This is a genomic window from Verrucosispora sp. WMMC514 (assembly GCF_027497295.1).
Classification (GTDB): domain Bacteria; phylum Actinomycetota; class Actinomycetes; order Mycobacteriales; family Micromonosporaceae; genus Micromonospora; species Micromonospora palythoicola.
On record NZ_CP114906.1, the window covers coordinates 6,860,176 to 6,871,799 of the forward strand.

Consider the following 11,624-nt stretch of genomic DNA (forward strand, 5'->3'; position numbering starts at 1 on the left):
ATGTTCATAGATCACGTCTGGTGACTTACTCAACCGCCGCCGTGCGCTCTTGACCGAAGGTGACGTCGACGCCGGTGCTGGCGTCCGGTGTGCCGATGTGGGCGCGTCACGCGGTGACCTCCTACCCAAGAGTCGACCCGAATCGGCATAGCCGTGCTGGCTATAGAACCGATCAGCCGGACCAGCCTGCGAAACTGGACGGGCTGCAACTCGGTGAACGGAAGATCCACTCCTGACGGGCCACCGAGGTCACCTGCGCCGACATCATCGGCCACCGTCCCGCCGTACAGCCACCGGATTACGAGACATCCTTTAGACGGCCGATGGAGGGCTACCAGTCTCAACCCGGCGGCCGACCTTGCGCACCTGGTCGATAGTCCTAATGTAGTCGTCCACGCGCTCCTTGAACTTCGGATCATTAGGGTCGGCAAAGTCCAGCAGCCGTCGGCCCTCGTCGTAGAAATCTGATTCCTGCTGCCGGAACCCCTGGTACTTTTCCTCCGACTTCAAAGTGTAGGCGAGGATGGATATCAGCCCTGTCCATGCTGTGAGGGTCGTCATGAACAGAACGGCGCCTGGCTCATCTTTTTCAAACCGTTGAACGAGTACAGGCAAGCTGACACTTGATATCAGGTTCCACATCACGCGCGCTAGGTGTAACCGATAGTGCGCGGTCGCCTTGTTCTTCCAGAACCGTAGCGTTCCCTCGATGCGCTCGTAGTGAGCTTGGAGCCTGGACGCTTGCGTGCCCAGGTTGGCCGCACTAGTGAACCAGGGGCCCGGATCGTTCAGCTCCAGAAATCCGAGGAATGACCAGATGATTGGAAGCGCGGTAGTTACGATGCCGACCGCTAAGGCTGCCAATCCTCCGTACCACCATCCGACGCGGACGCCCACGATGACGAGTCCGGCCAGCGCCAGCGCTGCCATCGCCAGGAAGCCGAGTTGCTTGCGGTGCTTGCTCCAATGCACCGGCAACCGGGACGGTTTCACCGTTATGTCGTCAGAACCGCGGACGGTGTCGGGCTGTTCGCCGTCATCGGTCTTGCCGCCGCTATAGGCGTCCATATGGAGGATCCGTCCTGTAAACCAGGGCCGACCTTGGCCGATTGCCCCTAATGTCATCCACTGGGACGCGAGTGTCAACCAGGGCTTCGGTGACGAGCTTCTGAGGCGCCAGGAGTGGGCGGCCGCCAACATAGGGATCGATGCGCTGTCATGCCGCAGATCGGGCTCGACGCAGCGGATTGAGGGGTCGTTCCCTGGTGGTCGCCGGGCTGCCTGAGGCCCCAAAGCCTGGCGGGCCACGGGCGCAGGTAATTGATCAGGTAGCCGGCGACCGCGCGCCCGATCTGCATCCGCTCGTTTGACGACCAGAGCTGATGGCTCGGCTGTGTTCAGTCCTCGAGTGGATCCCAGTGGTTGCTGTAGCGCAGCAGTGATTGGGCCAGGTCGGGGTGAGCGGCCGCCCACACGGTGTCGAACAGGAACCACTGCTGGTACCCGAATGACCCACCACAGTGCATGGCGACTTGGGCAAGATGGTCGTCGACCTCGATGCGCGATGCGTCAGGGCGTCGGCCGTCGACGTACCGGCCCGATGCGATGAGCGCCATGGCTTCGTGGTGGGCGGGGCCGTGCTCGTTGGGCAGGTTGGGCCACGGGTCGGCGTTGAGGTTGAAGCCGGGCCATCTGTTGCACCGCTCCAGCGCCGGCCCGACGGCGTCGTCTTCGGGCGCGACGAGTGCTCGCAAGACCAGCAGCTCAGGTGGCCATGCTGCACCGCTGTCGGGGTCCGCGGTCCGCAGATGTCCGGCCAGTTCCCACAACCCGACCCCCGGGAATACCAGCGGGCGGGAGCAGGCGAGGCTCGCGCCGTCGTAGAACGTGAGGAACACCGCGTACGTGCTGGCGTCACCGGTACCGGCGGGCGTAACGACTGCCACCGGCGCATCGGCGACGAACGACGTCACCTCACCTCCCGCGCCAGGCAACGGCCACGACTGGAACAGGTATGCCAACCGGTCGGGGGCGGTCGCGACCACCTCGCCATCGAGGAAGAAATAGGCCAGTTCCACCTCGTCATCATCGGTCCGTACCCGGAGGCTGTGATCGTCGAGGCGGATGAAGTCCTCGTCACCCTCGACGTACAAGTGCTCATACAGGAGCTCGCGCAGCTCGCTGGTCGTTGCCGGCCGAGACAGGCCGTGCTTCCGTGCCGCCTCGAAGATCGAATCGAGGCCGTAGACGTCACCGCCCAGCTCGTTCTCGACCCAGGACTCCGGATCGTCGCAGTCCCAGCCTCGCCGGAACCAATTCAGCACGGTCTCGTCCGGCAGCCGCCGGACCCGCTTGCTCAACTGGCCCTCGTAGTGGGAGCGATACACGAAATGCACGGCATGACGGTACTGCAGCCGGTCACGCAGATGTGGACAGCCGGCACCACTCTTCTGGCCGCGGTTCGAGCGCGGCTGTGGCGACAGCGAATGTCCGGGCTCAGGTTGAAGGCTGCTTCTCCTACCGTCTCTGTTGACGAGTCCGTACTGGCAGGTAGGCGGCAGCCGTCCCCGCGAGGCTGCCAAGGGACAGGGCAACGACCAGCGGCAAGAACACGTCCCACGGCGTCCGCAGCCCATCTGCGACAACGATGCCGATCACCAGGCACGCTACAGCCGCGCCCACGAAGAAGAACGCCACTCGTAGCCGGTGTCCCCGGCGGACGTGGGGTGTCCCAGCCGCAGCCAGGCCGGCTATGCCCGCGTGTTCCGCCCACCCGAAGCCGACCGCCACCAGGCAGATCACCAAGCCGACGATGACGCCCAGCAACGAGTCGCACGCGGTACTGCGCAACGCCCTGGAAAGCGGTGGGTCAGGGATGCCCGACTCCCCATTGAAGATGAGGCGCCCGGCTCGGCCGTATGTCCAACCCTGCACCACCGAACCCGCAGGCTGCGACTCACGTTGCCCGGCGGCATCTGCTTCCATCAGCCCAGTGTCAGCCGCCCATCAGCCGATGTCGACCATGCGGACGCACCGGAACTCCGCCACACGTGACGCGTCATCCGCTCATAGCCGCAGAAATCGCGCGGTCGTGTTCGGGGGCTGAGGTTCCCCCGATAACGCGGAGGGCGTTTTAGCAGGCTAGAGCCTGTTCGTGGGTGGTGTTCACGGGGTTCGGTGTATCGATGTTCTTTGTGTACCAGGCGGCTTCGTACTCGTCGGGTGACAGCCAGCCGAGGTCCTTCTGGATGCGTTCGCGGTTGTACCACCCGTCGATGTAGGCGAAGATCGCGTTCTCCGCTTCGTCTCGGGTACGCCACGAGGTGCGGTAGACCAGTTCGATTTTCAGGGTGCTGAAGAAGTTTTCCATCAGGGCGTTGTCGTAGGAGTCCCCGACGGAGCCCATCGAGGGCAGGATCCCGTTGTCTGCCAGGCGTTCGGAGAATTTGATCGCGGTGTAGGTCGATCCGCGGTCGCTGTGATGGATCAACTGACCGTCACGCACGTCGCGTGACCAGATCCCGTACTCGAGGGCGCCGAGGACGAGGTCGGTGTTGCACCGGTCGGAGGTTTTCCAGCCCACGATCCGGTTGGAGAACGCGTCGCGGACCGCGGCCAGCCAGAGCACACCATCACCGCAGGTGATTCGGGTCGCGTCGGCCACCCACAGCCGGTTCGGGGCGTCGGTGGTGAAGTTCCGGTTGACCAGGTCCGGTGCCGGATCGGCCTTCGGGTTCTGCTTCGTGGACCCGCCCCGCCAGCCCTTACGCAGGAAGGCTCCTTGCCGGTCGTGTTCACGCATCAGCCGCTCGATGCGCTTGCGGCCCACGCGGATGCCCCGGCGGGCGAGGGTGGCATGCACGCGCGGGCTGCCATACGTCTGCCCGGACCGGTCGTGGATGTCGACGATCTCCGACAGCAGCCCGCGGTCTTCGACCTCCCGCGGGCCGGGAGTGGCCTCGCGGGCCAGCCACCCGTAGTAGGTCGACGGGGCGATGTTCAGGACCCGGAGGACGGGCTCGACCCCGAAGCGGTCGCGCAGCTCGCTCACGAGCGTCATGACCGTCGCCGGGTCGGGTCGAGTTCCGATGCGAAAAAAGCGGACGCGGCCTTGAGGATCTCATTGGCTCGGCGCAGCTCAGCGACCTCCTTGCGGAGCCGGCGCAGTTCCTCGGCCTCGGCGGTGGTGGGCTGGTCGAAGCGCTCACCGTGATCAGCCTGGTCCTGGCGGATCCAGTTACGCAGCGCCTCGGGATGCACACCGAGTTGCTCGGCCAAGCGCTTGATCACCGGTTTGGGGTCGGACTCCCGGTAGAGCCGCACCGCACGCTGGCGCAACTCGTCCGGGTACTTACGAGGGGCGGGCACAGAAAACCTCCTGGTCAGGGCCTATCAGACCATGATCGAAAGTCTCCGAGCTATCGGGGGAACCTCATGTCGCCGGGCTGCAGTATCTCGGTCAGGTCCGGACGGTGCGCCTGATTCAGCGTAGCGGCCAGCACGTTGGCCCGGCCTGGATCATGGAGGGCGAACAGCGTGATCTCCGAGGTGGCGTCGCCGGCGACGGCCAGGGCAAGGTCGGTGAAATGCCGGAAGCTGGTGACGTTGAACAGACCGGCGAAGCCAGCGTGTTCTCGTTGCCACGGGTCTGGCATCGGCGGTAGCGGCAAGCAGGCGCGAGCCGGGACAAACCCGATATCCGCGGTGAGCCACTCGGGCTGCTCGACGTCGACCTCGTACTCCCAGCGGACCAACTGCACCGCCTCACGGCTCATGCCCCACAGCTGAGCTGCCTCGTCGCGGTAGTAGGCGGGAACGGCGAACCGGCTCCGGCCCGCGGCCAGCGCCCAGGCCAGCGCCCGCCACACCGCCAGGGCCTCACCGTCGTCGTTGTTGATCGCGTACCGACACCACGGATTCAGATCCACATCGTCTGAATAATCCTGCTCCCACAGCCCCGGCCACATCGGGCCAGGCATATCCGCCTCGTCGGCACGGACCACGTAGCAGTGCAGCCCATCGCGGCGCCCGTGTGCGAACCTCAGGAACAGCTCCGGATCTGTCACCACATCAGGATGCCGGACAGCCAACCGTCGTTACCGCACCAGCCCGGTGCCTAGCGTGGGCGACAACCTCGTCTGGCATCCGCCGATCACGCCTGCCGGCGAGGCGTTCGGGGAGACGGGAGGCTGCTTGCCCGTACGATCTCGGCCGTGCATACCACCCCGCTGCCTCCGATCGACATGGATGCGGTCTTCCCGCAGTTGCGTGGGTTCGCGCGGACGACGATCCGGCTGCATCCACGTAAGGGTTCGCCGTCGGTTGAGCAGAGTTCCGTGGGTGGGCCGTTGCTGTGGCCGGCGGACGAGCCCTGGCCGACCTGTGACGGTGACGGTCTGGACGATCATCCCGCCGAGGCTGAGGTGCCACTCGTGCCGGTCCTGCAACTGCTCGCCGACGATGTGCCCGAGTTGCCGTTCCCGGAGGGCTCGGACGTGCTGCAGGTGCTGTGGTGCCCGTTCGACCATGATCCGTGGAGTGCTCCGCTGCCACGCTTGTACTGGCGGCGACGATCAGCGATCGGACCCCGACTGACGGCGATGCCCCCGCCCCATGAGGACACCGAAGCGTGGTACGTGCCCGACGCGTGTGTCGTCGATCCTGAGCGGGTGGTGGAGTACCCGTCGTACGACCTGCCGCGTGAAGTGTGGTCGCAGATTCAGGAAACGGCGCGTCGGGTCGAGGCTGACCACGGCTGGGAGTACGACACCGACCTGGCGGTCGCTTCCGGGATCAAGGTCGGTGGTTACCCCGGCTGGACGCAGTCGCCTGACTGGCCGGTCTGCCCGTGCGGGGTGCGGATGGAGCACCTGCTCACCATCGCCAGCTGGGAGTTCAGCCGGGGCGACGAGCGGCGTTGGGTCCCGCTGGAGGACCGGCCCGCAATGGCCGGCTGGGGCTTCGACAGTCCGGATGAGCATCCGTGGCGGTCACGTCAGAACCCGGCAGGATTGATGCTCGGCGACGCCGGCGGCGTCTACATCTTCGTCTGCACATCATGCCCGCAGCGTCCCCACGACCACCGATTCGACTGCTCCTGACCCGGACAGGAGCCCCGACATCGTCCGAACCGGCACCCGGATCTGGCCGCTGACAGCGCTCGTACGCAGCGTCACAGCAGTTGGGCATTGTCTCGCTGGTGCAGGTTGTGGCCGGTGTGCGGACGCTTCGCCCGTTTGCTGTTGGGGGTAGGGACGAGTGTTTTCAGGTGGATCAGGGGCGGTCCGGGCGGCAGGATGACCGGTCGTGGGGCGTGTGGTGGAGGTGTCAAGCTCGTCTGACGTGCGGCGGTGTGGTGTCGGGTTCGGTGATGCCGAGGTTGTTCAGGTCAGCCGGCCGCTGCCCGAGGTGGATTACCGGTCTCTTGCGGCGCTTCTGTCGGACCACCCGGCGGTGACTCTGCGCGTCTACGGTTCTGATGGGGATCTCGCGACGCTGCGGTTTCTGCGCTGGTTCCCGCGTCTGCGTCGGTTCAGCATCGCCGGCCTGCACCACCTGACCGATCTGGCGCCGCTGCAGCAGCTGAGCGCCGATGTCGAGTTCCTCGACATCGGGGAGACTCGCACGCCTCTCGATCTCACTCCGGTCGCCGCGTTCCAGGGCCTTCGTCAGCTGCGGATCGTGGCGCACCGACGTGGCCTGCCGGACCTGCTCCACGCCAACCCTGCTCTGCGTGGACTCGCGTTGTGGCGGCTGCCCGTAGACCAGGTGCTACCCGTCATAGCGCTGCCCGATCTGCGGTCACTGGCGCTGACGCTCGGCTCGCTGACCAACGCCGAGTGGCTGACCCGCGCACCCGGCCTCCGCTACCTCGCCCTGCGCGCGGTCCGCAAACTCACCAACCTCGACACGGTCACGCGCCTGCCCGCACTGCAGTGGCTGTGGCTGGACGCCCTCACCCTGGACCACCTGCCCGACTTCGCCGCCTGCACCGCGCTGCTACGCGTCGACTGCACCGAGATGCGTCACCTTCGACATCCAGCATCTCTGCAGGGCCTCGCGGCCGCACCCCAACTACAGCAGCTCCTGGTCACCGAATCACGGCTGCCGATCGAGGCGTTCAATCCCTTCGTCGATCACCCCACGCTCGAACACGTCGGCGTCGGTCTCGGCACCGAACGCCGCAACCATCAGGCCAGACGCCTGCTCCGCCGGACACCACCACCCGCCGACACCGACTTCGCCAGGACGCACGGTCTCCTGCGAGTGCTGTAGCCCCGACACAACGCCGCTGTAGATGTGTCCGGATCTCATGGGTTCTGTCGCCGGTCGGCCCGCGGGAGCAGCGAGCACGACACGACCGCGCGTACGCTGCCGTGGTGCAGATCGACGTGGTTGCCCTGATTGTCAACGACTACGACTCGGCGATCGCGTTCTTCACCGACGTACTCGGCTTCGACCTCGTCGAGGACTCCCCATCGCTGACCAATGACGGGCGACCCAAGCGATGGGTCGTCGTGCGGCCCCCGGGTGCCCAAACCGGGATTCTGCTCGCGCGCGCCGACGGAGAACACCAGCGTGCCGCTGTCGGTAACCAGGTAGCCGGCAGGGTCGGCTTCTTCCTCCGCGTCGACGACTTCGACGCCGCTTACCGACGGATGACCGAAGCCGGTGTCACCTTCGTCCGGGAACCACGGACCGAGCCCTACGGCCGGATCGCGGTCTTCGTCGACATCGCCGGCAACCGGTGGGACCTCCTCGGCACGAGCTGACGCTACCGCACTTGCCAGCCAAGCCGCCAAGAGCACACATCCTGATCTGCCGCCGATCGAGCGTCACAGCCTCTGACGGACGTGCGGTGGGGCTCTGCACTCGCAAGTAGCCGATGAGTGTCGGCTCCGCCTGAAAAATTCAGCCGGCGTTGACAATGAGAGTGAACCGGCCGGAAGAAGGGCGCTATCGCGGCGAGCCAGGCGGTCAGAAGACGTAGGACGTGTAGTTGTAGGGGTGGCTTCGTTCATAGATGGCACGCAACTGTGGTTGCCTGACCTCGGGCAGTCGGGCCAGGACGCTGAGGAAGATGTGGCCGTCGGGCTCGAAGCGGTAGCCCGGGAGCAGTGCCGGCAGGGCCTCCGGCGGGACCGGGACCGATCGCCCGACCGGCTTCGGGGTTTGGTGGAACGCGAGGTGCCGCCAGCTGTCCCAGGCCAGCGGGACCGGTTTCATCGGCGGGGCCACCGGCCAGGGTTCGCCGGTCTGCGGATGTTCCGGGATGAGGGCGAAGTCGCCGTCGGGGTCCGGAAGGCCGGGCCCGGCCAGGACGAGGGTGCGCTCCGGCCGCGTGCCGACCGGGCCGACGAGACGGCCGAGAGCGGGCCGGAAGACCTCGGCAACCTGGTGATCCGGGATCAGGATCGGGTCGCCGCCCGAGGCAGCCAGCAAGTGTGCCAGCGCCGAGGCTGCGGCGGCCGCCCACATCGGGTGCCAGCCGCCGCCCGGTTCGGACGGCGGAATACCGGGCCGCTGGTCGATCAGGTCCGCCCAGTCGAGCACCGGGTGCGGGCCGGGACCGTCCTCGATCACGCGGGTGGTGCGCGGGTCCAGCCAGATCGCCTGCCGCAGACCACAGTCGTCGATCCGGATGGCCACCGGGGTGCCGCAGATGACACAGACCATGTTGGGCTCGCCGCCGTCGAAGCCACAGCACCCGGAGTCGCCGACCCGTGCCGGGTCGATAACGGCGCCCCGGACGTCCCCCGGGGCGAGCAACACCCGGTCGACCGGCCCGGCGGAGATGCTGAACCTGGGCGCGTACCAGCCGAGCGCCTCGGCCTCACCGGCTTCGAGTTCGGCCCACCGGCGCCATGGTGAGCCAGAGGGCAGCGGATTCACCGCGAACGTGCCGGGCTCCAGTGCCGGCGCAAGCGACCCCGGCCCGTTCCCGTACTTCTGGTCCGCGTGGACGGGCAGCGCCACCCTTGACAGCGGAACCGTCAGAGTGGCGTCGCAGTTCCTGCAGCCGAAGACCGTCATGTATCCCCCGCTTGGCGACTGACGCCAATCTAGATCATCGGCCCAGCCCGCCGGCCGCGCTGGTAGGAGCGAGCCATGGCCGTAAGCGTAGATCCACTCGTGCGTGGTCGGTCACCTTCGATTGCTGTCGCCCCGGCCCTCGGCGGCGGCCAGCAGCCGGTGAACGGTTGTCGGCGCTTGGGTCAGCAGCCGGGGGTCATCGTGTTTGGGATGATCTCGGCATGTCGCAGAGGTGGTCGACGCTTCGGGAGATCGAGGAAGCGCTGGTGCGATGTGAGCAGGGTCTGGGCTGGCAGAGGCCGGTGCTGCAGGGCGTCGGCTTCATTCCTCGCGTCATCGAGCACAGCTTGGACGGGACCATCGGCTTCGTCGTTTTGGAGCGGGAGATCGGGTTCGTGCGGGTCAACGCGCGTGAGGACGTGCTAGCGGCTGCAGTGCTGGCCACGGTCACGGGGTGGCGTGGTGGCAGCGGCTCGGTGCGGCTGGGGCAGGCGCAGCTTGCGGAGGCGATCGGCATGTTGGCGCCGACCGAGGCATGCCGCGAGGTCGAGCATCCGAACCTGCGGATCTGGCGTGAGATCCAGGGCTGGGAGTGGGACGACGATCCGCTGATCGTGGTCTTCGACGCCGCCCCGGAAGCACCGAGCGACGATCCCTACGTGATCGCCTTGCGGGAGGTGGTCCTGTCGGGCCGGCAGTCGGTACCGCCCGGCGAGGTCCGAGTGTGGCCCCCACCAGGCGCTGACGGGCATCGTCTGCAGAAGGTCTGGGAGACCCGTTGGCCGCAGGTCGCACCCATCAGCCATCACCTCAAGCGGCTGGATGACCACTGGGTGCGATTCCACAGCCTGCCTGATTCAAAGCGCTACGCCGACAGCGAGTCCGAATACGGCACCATCCTGCGCCGGCACAACACCGTTCTCGATGAACTTCGCGGCGACACCACCGGCCTGCTCGTGATCACGCTGGAAGTAGCGTTCACGCCAGTGCCCCGACGTCGAACGCCCATCGTGCACGATCTGCTACCGGACGGTGAATGCTGGTCGGTGCTGTCCTGGCCAGACCTCGATCCCGAACTTGCCTTCGCCCACACCTACGTCAACCGCGTCGCCTGGAAGCCCGGTCGCCTCGATCGACTGCTTCGTGAAGTCGCTGACGACCGGATCGCTCATGTGATCATCGCGCCGCCTGATCTGGCCTGGCTCTACGCGCCCTACGACGGTGGCGCGGACGTACTGCTGGCGAACACCGCGCAACGCGACGTCCTACGTGACCGTCATCGCCAATGGCTGTCAAGCCACCCCGCCGGACTCTGACCCCCACCAGCCGCTCGGCCACCCATCGGACGTACTGTCATGCCGCGAAAGCGCTCGTCGCTGGAGGCGGCGGTGTGCGTCGGTCGCTGGTATCCACGTCCATGACCACGTGATTGATCAGCCCATCCAGCAAGAGCCAGTCGATCAGGTGCCCCGCGACGCCTCAGACGAGCCAGGCCGGGGCACCAGGACGACCACCGCGGTTTCGGATGACCGCCGTGCAGCGTAGCCATCGAGGTTCTTGTCGATCTCACGCCAGCGGGCCCACAGCCGCGACCGTTCGTCGCCGGTCGCAGCATGCCCGCGCACCGGCCGCGGCCCGTCGACCAAGTCAACGGTCGCGTCCGGATGCGCCTGCAGATTGAGCCACCAGGCAGGCTCGGGCTCCCCCCACCCGTTCATGGCCAGCGAGACCAGATTCCCGTCGTCCTCGAAGTACCCGAGGATCACACTGCGCTGCTGGCCGGTGCGACGCCCGACGGTGGTCAGGCGCAGCATCCCGTACCGGTTGCCGCGCGGACGCGACAGTCCGACCCGGCCGCCGGAACGCCGGAACACACCCCGATGAGCCGACCAGAACAGCCGAATGAACCAACGGGGCGGCAACCACGGCTTCTTCGCAGGGCGCGAGGACTCGGTCACTCCTTCATCGTATTGGCCGCTGTCACGCACGAACGGCAGCCAGCGGCAGGCCGGTAGCGCCGAACGCTCTGACAACAGCCGGCCTGCCCACCCGATCAAGTCAACGTCCACTCATAGCCGCGATCCGAGCGCATCGACTCGGGTCTACTTGATAGCCCAGCGTGAGCTGCGGAGGGAGGCCGCTGCGTCCGCAGTCGCCGACGGAGCCGAAGTGGCGGACATCCCGCCCTGTGTACGTCGGGCGTACCTGGCTTCGCACGGGAACGCGTATTCCGACACCAGCTGTTGGTGCTGCGCGCCCGCCGGATGCGGGTCCCGAGCTACGTCGACCGTTTGTCCGTTCGTGGTGAGGTGGGGTGCAGCAGGCGGCGGGCCAGTCGGTGGGTTTCCTCGGACGGTTCCTCGTCGATCGTGTGTAGCGCCTGGGTGAGTGCGGTGAGTCGCGTTCGCACGGCTGTGGTGTTGCCGGTCTGGCTGTGGGCGGTCATCGCGAGGCGGGCGATTTCCTCGTTGATGGGGTCGATGGTGCATGCCGTGTCGAGGAGGTTGCGGGCGCGGGCGGGATCTGTGTCGGCGACCAGGACGGCGAGGCGGGCGTGGATGTTGACGCCGACTTGTCGGCAGGTGTGTTGG

12 protein-coding genes and 1 other annotated feature are annotated in these 11,624 nt (G+C 66.7%); of the genes, 4 read left to right on the forward strand and 8 right to left on the reverse strand.

Annotation, left to right across the window (positions count from 1 at the left end):
• Positions 1-312: 312 nt before the first annotated feature.
• From O7597_RS31650 to O7597_RS31670, 5 genes are all read right to left on the reverse strand, one after another.
• Positions 313-1,068, reverse strand: coding sequence for a hypothetical protein (locus O7597_RS31650; protein ID WP_281581663.1), 756 nt, complete (start codon positions 1,066-1,068; stop codon positions 313-315).
• 329 nt (positions 1,069-1,397) lie between these two features.
• Positions 1,398-2,396: a hypothetical protein gene (locus tag O7597_RS31655; RefSeq protein WP_281581664.1), complete on the reverse strand. Its 999-nt coding sequence runs from the start codon at positions 2,394-2,396 to the stop codon at positions 1,398-1,400.
• 737 nt (positions 2,397-3,133) lie between these two features.
• Positions 3,134-4,060 (reverse strand): IS3 family transposase, encoded by a 927-nt coding sequence (locus tag O7597_RS31660; protein ID WP_281580763.1) that lies wholly within the window; start codon positions 4,058-4,060, stop codon positions 3,134-3,136.
• Positions 3,989-4,102 (reverse strand) — a sequence feature (AL1L pseudoknot). Its footprint overlaps the gene before it by 72 nt.
• Positions 4,057-4,368: a transposase gene (locus O7597_RS31665; RefSeq protein ID WP_269742286.1), complete on the reverse strand. Its 312-nt coding sequence runs from the start codon at positions 4,366-4,368 to the stop codon at positions 4,057-4,059. (Overlaps the previous feature by 46 nt.) Before O7597_RS31665 ends, O7597_RS31660 begins: the two co-directional genes overlap by 4 nt.
• Positions 4,369-4,418: 50 nt before the next feature.
• Positions 4,419-5,066 (reverse strand): hypothetical protein, encoded by a 648-nt coding sequence (locus O7597_RS31670; protein WP_281581665.1) that lies wholly within the window; start codon positions 5,064-5,066, stop codon positions 4,419-4,421.
• 147 nt (positions 5,067-5,213) lie between these two features.
• Between O7597_RS31670 and O7597_RS31675 the strand changes: the two genes are divergently transcribed.
• From O7597_RS31675 to O7597_RS31685, 3 genes are all read left to right on the forward strand, one after another.
• Positions 5,214-6,101, forward strand: a complete 888-nt coding sequence (locus O7597_RS31675) for a DUF1963 domain-containing protein (RefSeq protein WP_281581666.1) — start codon at positions 5,214-5,216, stop codon at positions 6,099-6,101.
• Between the two features lie 352 nt (positions 6,102-6,453).
• A complete protein-coding gene (locus tag O7597_RS31680; RefSeq protein ID WP_281581667.1) occupies positions 6,454-7,275 on the forward strand; it encodes a hypothetical protein in 822 nt (273 codons plus the stop codon).
• A gap of 101 nt (positions 7,276-7,376) precedes the next feature.
• Positions 7,377-7,772, forward strand: a complete 396-nt coding sequence (locus O7597_RS31685; RefSeq protein ID WP_281581668.1) for a VOC family protein — start codon at positions 7,377-7,379, stop codon at positions 7,770-7,772.
• Between the two features lie 205 nt (positions 7,773-7,977).
• Here O7597_RS31685 and O7597_RS31690 read toward each other — a convergent pair whose 3' ends face one another.
• A complete protein-coding gene (locus tag O7597_RS31690; protein ID WP_348650781.1) occupies positions 7,978-9,033 on the reverse strand; it encodes a hypothetical protein in 1,056 nt (351 codons plus the stop codon).
• A gap of 221 nt (positions 9,034-9,254) precedes the next feature.
• On the opposite strand from O7597_RS31690, the gene O7597_RS31695 reads away from it, so the two are divergent.
• Positions 9,255-10,349 (forward strand): hypothetical protein, encoded by a 1,095-nt coding sequence (locus O7597_RS31695; protein ID WP_281581670.1) that lies wholly within the window; start codon positions 9,255-9,257, stop codon positions 10,347-10,349.
• Between the two features lie 144 nt (positions 10,350-10,493).
• On the opposite strand, the gene O7597_RS31700 is transcribed toward O7597_RS31695, so the two are convergent.
• The gene (locus tag O7597_RS31700) at positions 10,494-10,991 is read right to left on the reverse strand and encodes a nitroreductase/quinone reductase family protein (RefSeq protein WP_281581671.1); all 498 of its coding nucleotides are present in this window, start codon (positions 10,989-10,991) and stop codon (positions 10,494-10,496) included.
• Positions 10,992-11,311: 320 nt separating this feature from the next.
• A partial coding sequence (locus O7597_RS31705) for a bacterial transcriptional activator domain-containing protein (RefSeq protein ID WP_281581672.1) occupies positions 11,312-11,624 on the reverse strand: 313 nt, incomplete at its 5' end.